Genomic DNA, 18430 nt, shown 5'->3' on the forward strand with positions numbered 1-18430 from the left:
CTAATATATCAATTGACTTTTACGCCATTCACCCACTGCTTTGAAACCACAAAACTTTGTGAGGCTTGGTCAAAGCTTAACTCGACATCACTACCGGAAAAGGGAAAGTCGCTATAACGCAGCGACTTTTCTACACCTGTAATATATTGCTGATCACCATTCTCATTTAAGGGAGAGAATGATTCAAATATCACTTCTGCGAGCAAACGCAAGGACCCGGAGTTTCTCTGGTATCTAAGTCGATGAAAGCCATTTTTTAAAAGTCCCGAGTAAATCAAAGAACTTCTTCCAGAGTTCGAATAGTAAATATCTAAAGCTGACTTAATATCAGGCCGATCATCGGCTTTAGGAAAAAGTTGAACGTTATTATCAATGCGGAATTCATAACCAAAATTAGTTCTTCCGGTCTCTCCTGATGCTTCGACATCCCAACCTCTGATAGAAGCCACCCCTGTTAATGGGGCTGAAGAACTAGGGTATTCGATGTGTATCCCCGGTAAGCCCTTATATTTCCTTACTGTTTCATGCACCAAACCATCATCAGTAAAGAAGTTTTGGTCGCCTCTTGTACTGGCTCCGTTAATCTCCTGGTCGACTATTGAAAATCGTTGCTCGGATATATTAAAGCTCAGTTTTACGCTTGAGCCATCAAAGGGAAAATCCTCAACCCAAGCGTCTGGAAAATTCTGATTGATAAACCCGGCATTCCCACTCTCTAATTCCGGATTAAATACCGTAAACTCCACTTCATCTAAAACAGCCCCGGTGACAGATACTAAGCTTGCCACATGCTTACCATTACTAAGCAAGGCACTATTAAGCAAGACATCCCACCCCAGATGACCAATAAAATCACTTGTTTTATTAACACCCAAGCCACTTATAACATCACCCCTATACTGATAAGCAGCCACATCAAGAGAGATATCTCCGTCAATAACTAACTTCATTCTTTGTTCTTTATTAAGGTTGTAATCGATTGCTAGATAGTCAACGTACTCTCGATCGTAATTCCAGCCACGCAACTGAGAAACACCTGATAGCACCTTCTCTTTAACTGGGCTTTCAATCGCAAAAAGCCTGACTCCCTCAGATGTTTCTACAGGAACCCTACAGGACCCATCTCCAAGTTCACAATCTACGAACTCCAATGATACTTCACAGGCAGATGCGCCAACTGGAAGCACATAAGCCCCGCCTTTCTTTATCCCTTCACAGCCTGATACTTTTTCTAACCTCCTACCATTCATTGAAACAGGGAAAACGACTCCACCATGACCGTCCGCTGACGGCAAGGCAATATAGGCAGCCTCATCGTTACTATTTACTGTGTACTGCACAGCATCAAAACCAAGCATTTTACTTGGAGGCCTAGTTTGGTATTGAAACAATGGCCCCTGAGCTGGCTTAGTGGTATCAAAATCATTGGAGAAAAAATTATTTCGAATATCCACATCAGAGATCTTATCTTCCCCTAAAATTTCCATTGGAAAATGACCTGAAAGTCTATTGTCTCTTAAGGACAAACTTAGTAAGTTTCCATCAGGAATCGACTCTAACAACAGTTCTCCACTTAGAAAATTTTCACTCAAAGTTAAATACGACAACGAACTCAGATTCTTCCAGCTAACAGGCAAGCTACCCGTTAGCCTATTGCTATGTAAGCTTAAAAACTCTAAGAAGGAAAGATCACCATAACTTTCAGGTAACGGGCCCTGAAAATTATTCTTCGACAAATCCAAGCGTTCTAATACCCGAGCTTTCGATAACTCAGAAGGCAATATTCCTGACAAGCTGTTTTCACTTAGATTTAAGTATTCTAGGTTTCGTATCAAGCCAATTTCATTCGGTATAATTCCCGACAGTCTATTTCTACCAGCCTCAAACACCTTTAAAGAGACGGCCTGACCAATTTGTCGAGGTATCTCACCACTAAAATAGTTATTTGATAAGTATAAGTCCTCTAGATCTCTACTCAAAAACAGGGACATAGGTAATTTACCAGATAGTTTATTATCCCTTAATGACAAAGATCGAATGGATGAAGAGATCTTTGTCACTGCCCCTAAGCTTCCAGAAAAATCGTTATCAGACAACCATATTGCCTCTGCATTTGGAAGCTCAAATACCTCTTTAGGTATAGATCCCGAAAATTCATTCGAACCTAGAGTCAAGTAAAGTAAATTTCTTAACCTAGAAATATTGCGACTAAGGCTTCCTTTTAGCTTGTTTCCAGACAAATTAACATGCTGAATTTTAGTCGCACTATAAAACGATGCCGGTAATTCCCCGCTAAGTTTATTATCATGTAAAATCAGACGATCTAATTCAGGCCAGGCCGATAGAACATCGGGCATTTCCCCATCTAGGTTATTACCCCCCAAGCTAATACTCGCAACATGGTGCACCGAACCATATTGATAAAGCTCCAGACCAAACCAAGAGCTAATATTCGAGCTTCCCCAACCACTGTTATTCTTCCAATTATCGCCGCCAGTAGCGTTGTAGAAATCAACTAGCGCTCGGCATTCTGATTTTGATATTGCCGGGCTATAACTACGACATACTGTATCGCGATCAAGATCTGCGAAACTAAATGAGCTTACTGAGAGGATTAAAATAGAGGATAAAGCAACTTTAAACACTGTAGTTTTCCTTAACAATATAGTCCTGGAGGTATGGAATAGATTAAGCTGCGGAAAATACAAGCTTTTCCGCAGCTTACAATTAAACTTCTATGGCGTCATTCTGTAACTTATGTAATGTTTTGATGCCTTGTTTAGCCAAATTCAACATCGCCATAAATTCAGTTTCACTGAATGGTTCACCTTCAGCCGTGCCCTGAATTTCAATAATACCGCCGTCGTTAGCCATCACGATATTCATATCGGTTTCGGCATTAGAATCTTCTGGGTAATCCAAATCTAAAACCGGTTCACCTTTATAAATGCCTACAGATACAGAAGCGATCATGCGAGCTAGAGGCTCGGCGCCGTCTTTTAGCTTGCCATTAGCCTTCATCCAATTTATGGCATCAGCTAGGGCCACACAGGCACCAGTGATAGACGCTGTGCGAGTACCGCCATCTGCTTGAATAACATCACAATCAATAGTAATGGTATTTTCACCTAGGGCTTCCATATCAATCGCGGCGCGCAGTGAGCGGCCAATTAAACGCTGGATCTCAACCGTGCGGCCACCTTGCTTGCCACGTGCTGCTTCACGATTCATTCGATCACCAGTAGAGCGAGGCAACATACCGTATTCAGCGGTAACCCAGCCACGTCCTTCACCACGCATAAAACGAGGTACACCGTCAGAAACACTGGCCGTACAGATCACCTTAGTATTGCCAAATTCCACCAACACCGAACCTTCGGCGTGACAGGTAAAATTGCGGGTGAGACGGACTTGACGTAGATCCTGGGGTTGACGGCCGCTAGGGCGTTCGATGCTGCTCATAGATAAACCTTCGTGTTGAATTAGCCGCCCAGTATACCCTTTATGGTAAGATTCTGCCCCAGCTAGGTTGCTGATAAGACCGTGAGCCATATCAGTAAAATGTGATTTAACAAAAGGTACGCACTATGCCACGCAGTATGACTGGGTTTGCCCGCTCCGAACAACAATACCCTTGGGGCAGCATTAGCTGGGAGTTACGCAGCGTTAATCATCGCTACCTAGAGCCTAACTTCCGATTGCCGGAAGCACATCGCGGCCTAGAGCCTAATCTTCGCGAGCAAATTCGTAATAAACTTAGCCGCGGCAAGCTCGACATCAGTTTAAATATTCAGCTAGGCAGTAGCGAAAACAATCAAATTGGCCTTAATCAAGAGCTCATCGAACAATTAATAAGCGCCAATCAGCAATTGCAAGGGCTGGGCGATTTCAGCCCACTGGACCCATTAGAATTACTAAAGTGGCCAGGAGTGATTATCGAAGATCGTGTCGACGGCGAGCAGCTCAAGCAAGACGCCTTAAGTCAATTTGGCCAAACCATCGACCAGCTGATTGATAGCCGTAATCGCGAAGGCGAAGAGCTTGCCAATATGATCGAGCAAAGACTACAAGGCATTAGCGAACAGGTTACCCTTGTAAGAGGCCTAATGCCCCAGATACTAAAAGCTCAAAGAGACAAACTGCTAGAGCGCCTATCAGATCTTAAAGCAGACCTAGACGCCGATCGTGTAGAGCAAGAAATTGTTATTTTGGCGCAAAAGGCCGATGTCGATGAAGAGCTGGACCGCCTAGATACCCACGTCACAGAAGTACGCCGAACCCTCAAGCAAAAGGGTGCCATCGGACGTCGTTTAGACTTCCTTATGCAGGAGCTAAACCGCGAAGCCAATACCTTGTCGTCAAAATCCATCGTTACTGATACTACTGCTGCTGCGGTTGAGTTAAAGGTATTGATTGAACAAATGCGTGAGCAGATCCAGAATATTGAATAAGACGAACCCAGCCCACATTACCCTCCCCGCTAAGCGAGTTAAGGAGGCAAGCGGCCTCCTTAACTAGAGCAATCTGCTCTATATTGCCCTATCAATAATTGCCAAACGCCATTTCTATACTACATTTGTAGTATAACCTAACTAAATATCTGGTTATTTAGTATTAAATGCTAGCTGGGTACCCACGTTATGAGGCTTTGGATATTTTTACCTCTACTCGCAATATGCGTTGAGTCCGCAGCAGAGGCTCTCTTCAGCAAAGATGAGATTCGCGAGCTAAGGAAGCAATGGCTATTACCGGCACCAACCCTACACCCGCGCCACAAACAACTCAGCAAGCTTGGAAAGAAACTATTCTTCGATACGGATCTAAGTATCGACAAAAGCACTTCTTGTGCCAGCTGCCATATTCCAGAGCTCGGCTGGAGTGATGGCAAGTCCACAGCACAAGGCCTAGACGGTGCCCCCCTTAAAAGAGCAACCCCCTCAATCATTAACACAGCTTATTCAAAGGTGCTCATGTGGGATGGAAGAGCAGACAGCCTTGAACAGCAGGCATTAATGCCATTTTTCGACCCCTTGGAAATGGGCTTAAACGAAAAACTACTCGTTGCAAAAGTAGCGTCAAACCAAGAGTATTCGGCATTGTTTGCACAAGCTTTCGGTGACAGCGCCATTGATTCTGCTCGCATCAGCTCCGCCTTAGCCGAATTTCAACGTAGCATTACAGCATCTAACACACGCTTTGACCGTTGGCTAAAAGGTGATGAGTCCGCTCTTAATAACGAAGAGCTTCTAGGCTTCAAATTATTTATAGATCCACAAAAAGCCGCATGCGCTGTGTGTCACCACCCGCCGAATTTTACCGATGACGGGTTCCACAACATTGGCCTAAGTAACCAACATCTCGAAGACCCTGGGCGTTATCGTTTCACGCCCATTTCCCTAATGAAAAGTGCCTTCAAGACGCCGAGCTTGCGGCTCGCTACTCGAACCGCCCCGTATTTTCACGATGGCAGTGCCAAAACACTTCTGGAGGTAGTCGAGCATTACCAAAAAGTGGGCGCAAAAGAACATAACTTCTCGCCGAGCTTGCTGCCAGTAAATTTAAACAAGGAAGAAAAAGAGAAGCTACTGGCTTTTCTTAATTCATTAGAGTGAGGACCTAGATGAAATTTTTTATAACAGCAATATTAGCACTGCTTTCAATGTCTACATCCGTAATGGCTGCCGAGCATGTGATTGGACAGAAAAACAAAGCATTTACAAAAAAATCGATCACCATAAAAAAGGGCGATTCTATCAAATTCCCTAATCAGGACCCTTTTTTTCATAACGTCTATAGCATGTCTGAATCAAAGTCATTTGACCTCGGGTCTTATGCAAAAGGAGTTTCAAAGTCGGTTAAATTTGATAAACAAGGAGAGGTCATAGTCCAATGCGCTATTCACCCCTTTATGAAGCTCAAAGTAAAAGTAGAATGATCGAATCTTATGCGTTAAGACTCACCTTCTTTTTGCTTATCAGCATATGTAGTCATGCCTATTCTTCTGATGACTCGATTTCAATATCAGGAGCAGGTATCTATATGAAACGCTGCGCACTATGCCATGGCAACTCCGGACATGGAGACGGTTACATCCCTCTATCCATTGAAGAATACCCTAGTGCCAGCTTGTTTAATATCAAATATGGGGCAGGCCTAGAAGATATAATTAACATTGTCAGTGACGGCGGAAGCAAAGGCCAAATGAGCCCCTACTCGCCACCCTGGAGAGATGAACTCAGTGATCAGCAAATAAGCTCTGTTTCCAACTTTGTGATTAAAATGAGAAATAACTATGACAGTGCGATTGAAGAAATAAAGTCTTTCTCAGAAAAGCTACAAGGTAACAAATTCTTAGGAAGAACAATTTACTTAAGTCGTTGCAAGATATGTCACGGTGAAAACGGCGAGGGAAATGGCGTTTTATCAAAGAAGGTAATTACAGACCCTCCACCCTATAATTTACGCAAAAGCACCAGAAACACAAGCTACCTGGAGAAAATCATCAGCCTAGGAGGAAGTCCGCTAGGAAGATCAAAACAGATGCCAGCTTGGGGACAAGAACTTCTTGATCATGAGATTGATTCTCTTATCCGCTATATCGAGTCAATTAAGCAATGAAGGTGATAGAAACCAGAAAAGACGCCTTAGTATTTTCAATAATATTTATTATTGGATGTATTATTTCGGTTTTAATTCAAAACTCCGAGATTAATGAGCAAATAAAGCAAAAAAAGTTTGATTTTGAATCAAAGATATCAAGCCTCACCCTAATAATCGGGGACACATTCAAAAGCAAAGAGAATTATTCAAAAATCTTAGTTGGATCAATCTCCGAAATCATCAAGGGAGGTGATTTTGACAAAAGCCAAATAGAAAGCTTAGTCAAAGGGCTAGCCATTCACGAATCGTTTTACATTTATGATGGAAGGTCAGAGCAAGCACAGAATCTATATGCCTTGAGAGAAAACGGCCAGCTCGACTTAAAACCCTACATTACAAGGCACCTATCAGGAAGCAAGAACTATCCAGATCAGTTTTCTATGTTAATAAAGCCTAAGGTTCAATCTGCAAACGTCATGTGCATTGCCACCAAAATACCGGAATCTAGCAGCATGCATCTAATTGCATGCTGTAGTATGAACAGCATGCTATCCAATGTGATCGAAAGATCAAGTGAAGACTGGCAAAAAACGCATATTTTTACCGGTGATAGATTATCTGGCTTTAACAGCTTATACACCTTCCCGGTAGACTTCGCGCAATCAGCAAGCTTAGAAGAGCTTCGAACAGCAAATAAAAACATCATTTTCCTACCCTATGCAATTAAATATGCCAACAAAGACTTATCGATAGCATTTGATCCTGGAAACGATTTTTATCAACTTGATAGCTGGTCCGATTTTCTACCTTTTATCTTCAGCCTAACTTTGACACTCATCCTCTTGTATTACGTACGATATCAAAGTATCGAGACTCAGCTCGTCAACCACAAGGTCGATCTCAAAACAAAAGAGCTGAATGAAGCCAAGTTAGAGCTTGAAAGCGAAGTAGAAAAATCTCAAGGACTCTACGAAAAGCTTCAGGAATCGAACAGCGAACTATCTTCTCTAACAAATTCAATTGACGGTATACTCTGGGAAGGTGATCCTGTAACAATGCGCTATAACTACATTAGCGAACAAGTGGAACGTATTCTCGGATACCCACCCGAGTGCTTTACAAGCGGCGACTTTATCATTGGTAGTTTAATGGAAGGCGCTGGACAGCAAAACATCATGCAAAGAATTATAGAAGGCGAAGAATACAACAGTAGCTTTCAAATCGAATTCCAAAGCAAGCGCATTGATAATAAAAACATTTGGTTAAAGGGCATTATTAGTCGAATTTTTAAAAACGGCAGGCTTCATAAGCTTCGAGGTGTATATCTTGATATATCCAAGCAAAAAGAACAGGAATTAAAGAATCAAGAAATTGAGGCTCAACTAAGACAATCCCAAAAACTCGAATCTATAGGTCAGCTAGCTGCAGGGATTGCCCATGAGGTAAATACGCCCGCGCAATTTGTAGGTGACAACCTGAATTTTATTGGTACATCCTGCCAGGAGCTGATTGAATTTATCAAGCAACATGAAAATGAGTTGTCAGAAATCAATGAAAGCTACTTAGAAGATTTAGACTTCGAGTTCCTTCAGGAAGAACTTCCCGATGCAATCACACAATCTAAGGACGGCCTGAAACGCATCAACAAAATAGTTAGCGCAATGAAGAACTTCTCACATCCTGACGGTGAAGAAAAACAAAAGATTGATCTTAACAAGGCAATCGAAAGCACCGCAATCATCTCAAAGAACGAATGGAAATACATAGCCGATCTAAAGCTTAACCTTGAAGAAGGCCTACCTCTAGTTAGTTGCTTCCCTGGGGAGCTTAATCAGGTATTCCTCAACATGATCGTAAATTCTTCACATGCTATCGATGAGAAATACAAAGGCAGTAAAACAGGCCTGATTGAGATCATTACCAGAGTAGAAGATAAATCTGCCTTAATCGAAATCAGAGATGATGGCTGTGGAATACCACAAGAAATAATCAACAAAGTCTTCGATCCATTTTTCACCACCAAAGGTGTCGGCAAGGGAACCGGGCAAGGCTTATCTATTTCGTACTCTGTAATAAAGGACAAACACAAAGGAACGATTAATATTAACAGCGAGGTAGGAAAGGGCACTATCTTTACCATCAGCCTCCCTATAGATGAAAAATCTGATTAACGATGAAGAAGAATATACTGTTTGTAGATGATGAAGATAATGTCCTCAGCGGACTTAGACGAGCTCTTCACTCTACTAGGAATGAATGGTCCATGAGCTTTTCGAGCTCAGGGGCAGCTGCACTCGAAGAGATGTCGAACAACTCCTATGATGTCATTGTAAGCGATATGCGCATGCCAAATATGAATGGAGTTGAACTGCTTACACAGGTGAAAAAGCTATACCCTGAAACCCTTAGAATAGTTTTGTCCGGTTATAGTGAAACAGAGTTAATTTTGAATTGCATAAATATCGCGCACCAGTATTTAGCCAAGCCAGCCAAGCCTGAAACGCTAAAATCTGTCATCAACAAATCCCTTAGAATGAAGGATCTCTTATCATGCCCGGTATTAAACAAGGCAATATCTAAGATCGACAATTTGCCATGCCTTCCTACTATTTATAGCGAGATCAACAAAGAGCTTAGTAAAGAGGATTCAAGCCTTGATACCATCTCAGAGCTGATTAGCCAAGATATCGCCATGACAGCTAAACTTCTCCAAATTTGTAACTCTGCATATTTTGGAATTGGAAGGACAATTGAATCACCCTGTGAAGCGGTCAACTTTCTGGGTATTGATACGATTAAGAGCTTGATACTGACAATTAAGGTATTTGATCAATTGCCTCGCTCTGAAAGTGAACATTTTAACTTGGAAAAAATTTGGCAGCAGAGCCAGAACACCGCAATCCTAGCGAAAAGGATCGCCTCCCACGAAAAATTGGAGCCAGGCGCCATTAACCAGTCATTCACAGCAGGCTTACTTCATAGAATCGGCGAAATTGTATTACAGCAAGAGTTTTCTCAGGATTATCTCAAAGCCGTATCCATTAGCGAGACAAGCGATGTTGAAATTTATAAATCTGAACACGAGGTCTTTGGTTTTGACAGCAGTTTAGTAGGGGCATATTTACTGGATCTTTGGGGGCTTCCAGGTGACATCAGCAGCTGTTTAGCATTAATACATCAGCCACAACATTTGAATTTCAATCATATGGCTCCACCCGAAATCATTCACATTGCATATCAACTGCTAAACAATACAGCATTATTGAACACAGAACGCTGCCCATTAGGCGACCACTTTAGCAATGATAAAATCGAATCTTGGCTAGATATTTCCAGTAATATTTAAGTATCAATGAGGACAACATGAAACCTTCCGTGTTATTTGTTGACGACGAGCCCAATGTACTAAAGGCTTTCAGAAGAACGCTACGAGGTGAATTCGATATTCATCTGGCAGACAGCGGAGAGGCCGCTCTTAAGCAGCTGAGTGCTGGCCCTACATTTTCGGTAATCGTTTCTGATATGCAAATGCCAGAGATGAACGGCATAGAGTTTCTAGAGAAGTCAAAAGAAATTCAACCCAATGCTATTAGAGTTATGCTAACCGGAAATGCCGACCAAGAGACTGCCATAAATGCTATTAATCAAGGTAATATTTTTAAGTTTATAAACAAGCCATCCTCACCGCAGATCGTTGCTGAGGTTCTGCATTCAGCAATCCAACAATATACTCTTCACAACTTGGAAGAGGATCTTCTTGAAAATACACTACGCGCTAGTATCGAGGCCCTAAGTGACACTCTTGCCTTAGCAAGCCCAGATATTTTTGGCCGAACGTCTAGGCTTAAAGATCATGTAACGAGATGCGTCTCTATTCTTGGCGTAAAGGAAGTATGGAGATACGAGGCTCTATCCATGTTGTGTCTCGTAGGCCTAGTTAGCTTACCTGAAGAGGCTATTAGCGCCATAAACCAAGGGGAAAAGCTTGATGCAAACTTTGAACAAATGTATCACTACCATCCAGAGTTAGCGTTTCAACTAATTAGCCGAATACCCCGCATGGAGGATATCGCAAATTCCATTCGCTACCAGAATAAAAACTTCAATGGTAGCGGGTACCCAGAAGACGAAATCGCTGGAAGTGATATCCCAGTAGCTTCAAGACTACTCAAGGTTATTGTAGACTTCGATCACTATGAAGCACTACACGGCAGTAGTGAATATGCAATCAACAAAATGAGAGGAAAAGCTGGGATTTATTACGATCCAAAAATCTTAGATTTATTCGTTAAGTCCCTAGAGTATATTGTTCAAAAGGACGAACAGCATGTGCCCATCTCGGAGCTCGATGATGACATGGTATTGTCTCGGGATGTGAAAACCAAAAACGGTGCCTTATTACTTTCTAAAGGAATTAAAATTAACGATGCAACCCGGTCTAGATTAAGGAGCTTTCAAAGAAGCCGATCTATACCAGACTCCATATTCATTACTGCACAATAAGAATACGGCACAGCCGTGGTGCGGAACAGTTCCGCACCACATTCGATTAAAGCTTACTGCCTAAACCATAATCTTTGCCGTAATTCTCCACTACAAAATCGATATCCTTATCACCACGACCAGACAAGTTTACCAATACACGTCCACCACCTTGTGCAATCTTGCAGGCTTGTGCAATCGCATGTGAGGATTCAATTGCGGGAATGATGCCTTCCATGCGGGACAATTCAAAAAAGGCGTCGATTGCCTGTTTATCATCAATGGCGTGGTAATTAACCCGCCCTAGGTCTTTTAAGTAGGCGTGCTGCGGACCAACAGAAGGGTAATCTAAACCACTAGCAACTGAGTAAACCTCCTGTGGTTCACCTTGCTCATCTTGCAACATATAAGACTTAAAGCCATGCATGGTACCAGGCTGGCCTTTGCTTAAGGTAGCGGCGTGTTCACCGGCAACTGCCATGGTATGTCCAGCTGGCTCAACGCCGTGCAAGGCCACCTCTTTATCATCTAAAAAAGCGCTGAAGATTCCCATCGCATTGGATCCACCGCCAACACAGGCAACCACATGATCTGGTAGGCCACCGTATTGCTGCTGCATTTGCTGGCGCGCTTCATTTCCAATAATGGACTGGAAGTCGCGAACCATCATAGGGAAGGGATGCGGGCCCACTACAGAGCCAATCGCATACAGCTGGCTATGCGGATCTTTTAAGTAGGCTTCGAATGCGGCGTCTACCGCCTCTTTTAAGGTTTTGCGACCATGAGTCGCGGGGATCACATTGGCACCCAAGATATGCATGCGCACAACATTGGGGTGTTCTTTTTTAATATCTACTTCACCCATATAGATATCACACTCCAAGCCCAGCAAGGCCGCTGCCGTTGCCAAGGCAACCCCGTGTTGCCCAGCGCCGGTTTCAGCAATGATCTTTTTCTTACCCATTTTCTTGGCTAATAAAGCTTCACCAAGACAGTGGTTTATTTTGTGAGCACCAGTGTGATTCAAGTCTTCTCGTTTCAGGTAAATCTGGGCACCGTACTTTTTTGATAAATTTTCAGCCAAGAAGATTGGACTTGGACGGCCCACATAATGCTGATAAAGACTAGCTAGCTGGATTAAAAACTCAGGCTCCTGGCGAATCTCACGATAAGCCGCATCAATATCGTTCATTATTTGCTGCAGCTCTGGGGGAATAAAGCTTCCGCCATATTCACCAAAGTAACCGTGTTCATTGGGTAAGGGATGATCAAATGTATTTTGCATATTGCTATTCTCGCGTTACGGCGGCCCTGTTGAGGCTCTAGTTGCTATTTAGGTACTATTAAAAGCGCTATATCGTGTATTTTTTATATTAGAAGCCTCTATTATACCCCGGCCAGACAAGCCTGAATAATGCCCATTAGTCCCGATTCGAAAGCTCATATTTACCGCTCCTCAGCAAAGGCGTAAAATCCTCGCTTTTGGCCCCGCTATGGCAGGGAATGCCGAGGGTTATCGATGTTTTTTAGCGCTGAACGTTTACACTTTTTTAAAGCCTTAACTGGCAAATACAGAGCACAGGTAGCCGGCTGCCTAACCTTGCTCTACCAACGTCAGTACAGCGCTACGGCAGACTACGGACATGCCCCTGATCGAGACTTGATCATCGACATCTTCACTGAGGCACTCGCCCGTAACGCCAAGCTGGTCTTGGAAAGTGATAGTGAAGACGGTGCAGATCAAGAATTACGCTTTAAAACCCCGCGTGAGCAGGCCAGCTGGTTACTTAAGCTACTTATCGACTGCGGCTGGATAGAACGTCAAGTAGACCCTGCCACCTTGGCTACCAGTTTCCCTTTCAGCCGTATGGGCCGGGTTTTTGCCCAAGCTTTGCTAGAGGCCGACAGCAGCCAGATTCGTACTCGCCACCGCAATACGCGCAACACGCTAAACTCTTTGGAAGCATTTCACAGCCGCGCTGAAGTTTATGATTTATTAGATGCTTTCGATCACTCAGAACGAATTATTACCGATTTTACGGACATCATTGCCGAGCTAGAAGAACGTAAACGTGAGCTGGTTCGTGAAGTCGAAGCAGAGCAGTTGGTACAACAAGCCAGCGAGCAGTTTTTTGAGTTTATGGAAAAACGCTTTCAGCCCGATATCCAGGTTCGCCTTTCAGCCGACAGCGTTGAGAAGTACCGCGATGACATTAAGAAGATCATTCGTAAAATTCGGAGCAAGCCCAAATCCTTTAAACAACAGGCAGAGCTTGAGCTGCGCCGCGTTGTGCCTGATCTTTGTTCTGAAGATCAATCTTATTTGTACTTTTTGCTAGAACAAATAGAACAACGCATGCGCAGTGCTGCCGATATCATGCTGCCCGCACTTCGTAGCGCCTTACATGGCTTTACCAAACGGGCCGACATTATTATTCGCCAACTAAGTTATTTGCATAGCCAAGCTGATAATAACTTAGTTGAAACTTGTCGTGAGCTCGCGGACCTTGATGAAGAAAGCTTCCAGCAACGTCTTAGCGCTGCCGCAGAAGAGTGCGCCAGCATGCGTCTTGCCTTTATAGATCCAGCTCAAATCAAATGGCAAGAGCGTAAAAGTGCCGTCGCGCTAAGCACCGCGGTACAAGAAGCCCCTGAATTGGACAGCGAAGCGCAACGCGAATTAATGATTCAGCAACTGCTCGATCAAGCCTTTGTTAACAATAAAGAAAACTTACGCAATTACATTGTCGACTCGTTACGTGGAGGGCGTCAAATCGCCACCAGCGAGTTACAAATCGAAGATGCTCACAGTTTAATGAGCATGGCTTCCGCCATTGAGATTGGCGCCGTCAATAACCAAAGCTCAGATTTACAATTCGACGTACAGTACTTAAGCACTGATCCACAGAGTAATGAGTACTTCGAGAACTTTGACGAATTCACCATCGAACTACGCGGCACAGCGCCAGCAACAGACAAGTAACAAATTTTATGTTCAATCAAATGCTACAACAGGCTCTACATGAAAAAGCCATTCGAGTGGAAGACTTTTCAGAGCTAATGATTCGCCTTTTGGACTATGGCATTATCAACCGTGATGAAAGCCAAATTGAAGCTGCGCTTTACGACCGCTACTTACAGTGCCAAGAACTGGTTGATGATTACCTATCAATTATTGGTGTTCGTATCGAACATGATGAACAGTTTTGTTTTGTCCGAATATACCCACCTGGCGCCAAGGCCCCGAGCCTTCAAGATGACGAGCATAGCCCATTCAATCAAGGCTTTCGTCATCGCCCCAATCAGATGGAAATGGCCTTGATACTGGTATTGCGTGTGGAGTATGAAAAGTCTCTGCGTGAAGGCTTAGTTGACGACAAAGGTTGTGTTTTGATCTCTATGGAAGAAATTGCCATCAGTTTAAACAATCTCCTCAAACGCAAACTGCCAGAAGCTCAGCAAGAGCGTCGCCAACTTTTTCGCAATTTACGACAGCTGCGTATTATTCGTTTCAACGGCGAAACCGGCAATGACGATGCAGAGAGTTGGATCAGCATTCAGCCCGGCATTAGCAGCTTAGTCAGCCATGAGGTGCTCGCACAACTAGATCCGGAAAGTCAAACTGGTCTCAACCAAAGCGCGGGAGATGACTAATGTTCTGTAAGAAGGCTATCCTCGTTAACTGGGGCAATATACCCCCGATCGAATTTGATTTCGGCCCCGTCAATCTATTTTCTGGCGGCAATGGATCTGGCAAAACCACAGCGGCGGATGCGCTGCAAACATTAATGACCGCTGCACATGAAAACTTATTTAATTACAACCCGGGGCAAGACGAAACCAGTCAGCGCGGCCGTGGCGGAAAGCAGGTTCGAACTCTAGCATCCTATATATTAGGCTGTGACGACGGGAGTTATGCCCGCCCTGCAAAATGCCAAGGTTATATAGCCGCTTTATTTCACCCTACTCAAGGCGAAAGCGGGCAGGCGTTCTGGGCAATAATGGCGGTACAAGCTAGCCTGGAAACTGCCGGAAAACAGCGCCAGGCCCGCCAAGATGAATTGCTTTTTTTAATTGCCCCTAGCGAGCATATCCCTGTTGGCGCTATCAACCTTGCCACCTTTGTAAAAGAAGATAAGGGCGGAAAATATATCCTGCCTATGGGCAACCTTGCCAAAAACTTGCGCATTGAGTTCGGCCAGCAAGCGGTAGAGAGCTACGATAAAAAAAGCAGCTATTTGCGCCGCCTATATGGCGCTCTTCGCGGACAGAGCGGTGCGGTTTCAGATCGCGAAGCGAAACACGCTGCCAAGACATTTTCCAACTTTATGGCCTATAAGCCAGTTAAAAGTATCAATGAATTTGTAGCCAGAGAAGTTCTCGAACCTAAGGATCTAAGCGAAGATATCCGCCAGGTTTCAGAACTCATGAAAACAATTCATGGCATGGAGCAAGAAACCCGCGCCCTCAATGAATCCATTGATCGCTTGGAATACGCTAATGGCAACGCCTTTGAGTTTTTGGATATTTGGCAACAAATTCGAGTCTTGGAATATGCCGAGCTCTACCGCAGACAACGCAGCCTGCAAAAAAGTTACCTCGCTAAGAAAGATCAGCAGCAACAAAATCAGCTGTCTGCCAAAGATGGCTTGCACAGAATCGAGCTGGCTGAGCGCAAAAAAAGCATCTTGTTCGATCAAATCACCGAGCTTACCGCTAAACGAAAGGGCATCTCTGCGCTAAAAGACAAAGATGAGCTACAAGCTTTGGCGGAAAGATCGCAGCAACAACTCAGCAGCCAAGCACCACTACTGCTGCAACAACTGCACAACTTTAGCGAAAACTATAAACAGGCCCAGAAACTTCTTAAAACCATCCAGCAAAGCTCGCTGGAGTTAGAGTGCCCAAGCATAGGCCACAGCCCATGCCAAAAAGCGCTAAAGCAAGTGATATCCCTTGGAGATGAAACCGGCATCGATGCTCAAAAACTGATGACCATCGATTTCCTTGGCAGCGGTGACCTAGAAAAGAAGTTAGAGGAACTCGTCAAGCGAGATAATAGCCATCAACATCTTTACTCAGTGGTGCACCATAGTGAAGAAGCCCAGGACAGCCTGCGAGATCAGTTGTTTGCTTTGGCTCAGAGACGCCGAGAAAAACAAGATAGAAATCGCCAACAAATCGATGCTCGTGAGCTTGAAGTTCAACGCCTTGGTCAAAGCAAAATCTCTTACCCTGGATATATACAGCAGGCCTTAAACGCCATTGAGCAAGAGTGCCCAGAGGCCAAACCGGCCGTACTTTGTGATTTTATTGAAATCAGCAATCCACAGTGGCAGATGGCCATCGAAGGATATATCGGCGGCGCCAGATTTGGCATTATCGTAGAGGCCAATTATGAGGCCGAGGCAATCGCCATTGTTCGAAACATTGGCGGTAGGCGAGGCGCTCAGAATAGAGCTCGAGTGATTCAAGGCCACAAAGCAGCTCGAGATGCGAGTCGACTCAACACACCCAAGGGCTCTATTGTAGAGTTAATGGAGTTCAGCCATAAAACCGCCGAATATTATATTCGTGCTTCTTACGGCAGCGTGGTGCGTGCGGAAGATGAAAAAGAACTTCGAGGCCTCCATCGCGGCTTATGCGCCAACGGCATTGGCGCAGGCAACTATGCCATGTTCCGCTGCGATATTGATGCAGGCGATCTGCTGTTTGGCCAGGGCGCTCGTGATCGCGCGGTAGTTGCCAAACGTGAACAAATTGACGAGCTTTTAGCGCAGAGCAAGCATTTAGAAATATCTTATCGAGAAGCAGCTAATTGCTTAGACGCCTGCGACAAGATTACTGCGCCTAAGTCGGTAGATATCGTTCATGAGTTACTAGATTGTTATCGCGAATTGGAGCAAGCCGAGCAAGACATTAGCAACCTTGATCTCAGCGAGTTTGATGACCTCGAGGCGCAGTTACAACAGTTAAAAGGTGAACATCTATCTTTAGAAAAGCAAATCAATGAACAGCATCAGGCCCAAGGCGAGTATAAAAACAAATCTCAGCAACTTGAAATTGCCATTGATAAATTAGCCGACGAGCAAGACAGCTTACAGCTGCAGCTCGAACAAGGTGAGGCTGCCGTCGATGATATTGCCAAACATAGCAGCAACTTCGATAGCCAAGAAGCGCTGAGTAAAGCGGAACATATCGCCAGCAATGCCAGCGACAGTTTGCTGCCTCAGTGCAATGATTTAAAAGGGCAGCTCGAACAAATTGAGCGTCGCCTTGATCAACAACTGAGCCAACACAACCAATTATGTAATAGTCACTGTGTTATTCCTTATTTCTCCAGCAGTGATAGCCGCGACAGTGTTGAGATGTACAAGCAGGTTCAACAGGCCCAGCAAAACATTGATGGCGTTTATCATTCGCTAAAAAACAACGTTCTTGTTGGAAAACATGAAAATTTGCTAACCCTCAAAGACAGTTTTAATACGGCCTTTGTGAGCAATTTATGTCATTCGATATATCAAGCAATTGGTGATGGTAAGGAGCAACTCGAAGTTTTAAACCTTGAACTTCAACATCACCGTTTTGGTGACGATCGAGAACGCTTTTTCTTTGGCTACGATTGGATTCCAGAATTTAAGGAATACTATAAATTCTTTAAGGAAGTTATTGATACCCCAGACCTCGGTGATGGCAACTCTCTATTTGATGCCGAGCTGAGTAAAAAATCACAACAGGTTCGCGATAGATTACTCGCCATGTTGTTAGATAAGGATGAACAGACTGCCTTACGTGAGCTCAATCGCATCAGTGACTATCGTAATTATCGCAATTACGAGATTTATAAAGAGCCACTCAACAAAGAGGCAATTGCCCTTAGCACCTACGGCACCGGCTCCGGTGGACAACTGGAGACTCCTGCCTACATTATTCGCGCGGCGGCGGTAACCTCAGCATTTCGCTTTAATGAAGGTAATACCCATTGTCGCATGGTGCTTGTGGATGAAGCCTTCTCCAAGATGGACGAAACGCGCTCTCGCCAGGTGATCCATTATCTTACCGAATCACTTGGCTTGCAGTTGTTGTTTATTATGCCGACCAGTAAATCTGGGCCATTTATGGATCTGATCAGCCATCAAACTATTTTCAGCAAGTGCCCTGCCACACAGGCCGTGGGGGAACTGAAAACCCGAGTGTTAGTGGATCGTAAGGTTTGCAACACTGACAAAATCAAAGAGTTATGGGCCAAGCATCGTAAGACGGTTAGACACCAAGCGATGTTAGATTTTATGGAAGGGATCTGAGCCTAGCTAAGCGATACTCGGATTCTCCGCCTAGTACCTGCGCT

The 18430-nt window shown here is 44.1% G+C and carries 13 protein-coding genes; 10 read left to right on the plus strand and 3 right to left on the minus strand.

What is annotated here, in order from left to right:
- Nucleotides 1-8 precede the first annotated feature (8 nt).
- Together Q1A08_RS04970 and rph are read right to left on the minus strand one after the other, a co-directional pair.
- Nucleotides 9-2645: a hypothetical protein gene (locus Q1A08_RS04970; RefSeq protein WP_299770416.1), complete on the minus strand. Its 2637-nt coding sequence runs from the start codon at nucleotides 2643-2645 to the stop codon at nucleotides 9-11.
- An 82-nt stretch (nucleotides 2646-2727) separates the two neighbouring features.
- The gene (gene rph, locus Q1A08_RS04975; protein ID WP_299771101.1) at nucleotides 2728-3453 is read right to left on the minus strand and encodes a ribonuclease PH; all 726 of its coding nucleotides are present in this window, start codon (nucleotides 3451-3453) and stop codon (nucleotides 2728-2730) included.
- Nucleotides 3454-3587: 134 nt separating this feature from the next.
- On the opposite strand from rph, the gene Q1A08_RS04980 reads away from it, so the two are divergent.
- From Q1A08_RS04980 to Q1A08_RS05005, 7 genes are all read left to right on the plus strand, one after another.
- Nucleotides 3588-4451, plus strand: a complete 864-nt coding sequence (locus Q1A08_RS04980; protein ID WP_299770418.1) for a YicC/YloC family endoribonuclease — start codon at nucleotides 3588-3590, stop codon at nucleotides 4449-4451.
- Between the two features lie 189 nt (nucleotides 4452-4640).
- Entirely contained in the window at nucleotides 4641-5612 is a 972-nt protein-coding gene (locus Q1A08_RS04985) for a cytochrome c peroxidase (RefSeq protein WP_299770420.1), read from the plus strand.
- Between the two features lie 62 nt (nucleotides 5613-5674).
- Nucleotides 5675-5935, plus strand: coding sequence for a plastocyanin/azurin family copper-binding protein (locus Q1A08_RS21485; protein WP_363323497.1), 261 nt, complete (start codon nucleotides 5675-5677; stop codon nucleotides 5933-5935).
- Nucleotides 5890-6618: a c-type cytochrome gene (locus Q1A08_RS04990; protein WP_299770422.1), complete on the plus strand. Its 729-nt coding sequence runs from the start codon at nucleotides 5890-5892 to the stop codon at nucleotides 6616-6618. Before Q1A08_RS21485 ends, Q1A08_RS04990 begins: the two co-directional genes overlap by 46 nt.
- Nucleotides 6615-8771 carry an ATP-binding protein gene (locus Q1A08_RS04995; protein ID WP_299770424.1) on the plus strand — a complete coding sequence of 719 codons (2157 nt, stop codon included), beginning with the start codon at nucleotides 6615-6617 and terminating at the stop codon, nucleotides 8769-8771. The genes Q1A08_RS04990 and Q1A08_RS04995 overlap by 4 nt, the downstream gene beginning before the upstream one ends.
- Before the next feature lie 2 nt (nucleotides 8772-8773).
- Nucleotides 8774-9946, plus strand: coding sequence for a response regulator (locus tag Q1A08_RS05000; RefSeq protein ID WP_299770426.1), 1173 nt, complete (start codon nucleotides 8774-8776; stop codon nucleotides 9944-9946).
- A gap of 17 nt (nucleotides 9947-9963) precedes the next feature.
- A complete protein-coding gene (locus Q1A08_RS05005; protein ID WP_299770428.1) occupies nucleotides 9964-11103 on the plus strand; it encodes an HD domain-containing phosphohydrolase in 1140 nt (379 codons plus the stop codon).
- Between the two features lie 46 nt (nucleotides 11104-11149).
- On the opposite strand, the gene trpB is transcribed toward Q1A08_RS05005, so the two are convergent.
- Entirely contained in the window at nucleotides 11150-12367 is a 1218-nt protein-coding gene (gene trpB / locus Q1A08_RS05010; protein ID WP_299770430.1) for a tryptophan synthase subunit beta, read from the minus strand.
- Nucleotides 12368-12601: 234 nt separating this feature from the next.
- Between trpB and Q1A08_RS05015 the strand changes: the two genes are divergently transcribed.
- The 3 genes from Q1A08_RS05015 to Q1A08_RS05025 are packed head-to-tail and all read left to right on the plus strand — an operon-like array spanning nucleotide 12602 to nucleotide 18386.
- Nucleotides 12602-14065 carry a Wadjet anti-phage system protein JetA family protein gene (locus tag Q1A08_RS05015; protein ID WP_299770432.1) on the plus strand — a complete coding sequence of 488 codons (1464 nt, stop codon included), beginning with the start codon at nucleotides 12602-12604 and terminating at the stop codon, nucleotides 14063-14065.
- Nucleotides 14066-14073: 8 nt separating this feature from the next.
- Entirely contained in the window at nucleotides 14074-14736 is a 663-nt protein-coding gene (locus Q1A08_RS05020) for a DUF4194 domain-containing protein (protein ID WP_299770434.1), read from the plus strand.
- Nucleotides 14736-18386, plus strand: a complete 3651-nt coding sequence (locus tag Q1A08_RS05025) for an SbcC/MukB-like Walker B domain-containing protein (RefSeq protein WP_299770436.1) — start codon at nucleotides 14736-14738, stop codon at nucleotides 18384-18386. The genes Q1A08_RS05020 and Q1A08_RS05025 overlap by 1 nt, the downstream gene beginning before the upstream one ends.
- Nucleotides 18387-18430 lie beyond the last annotated feature (44 nt).

It is taken from the genome of uncultured Pseudoteredinibacter sp. (genome assembly GCF_947500695.1).
In the GTDB taxonomy this organism is placed as follows: domain Bacteria; phylum Pseudomonadota; class Gammaproteobacteria; order Pseudomonadales; family Cellvibrionaceae; genus Pseudoteredinibacter.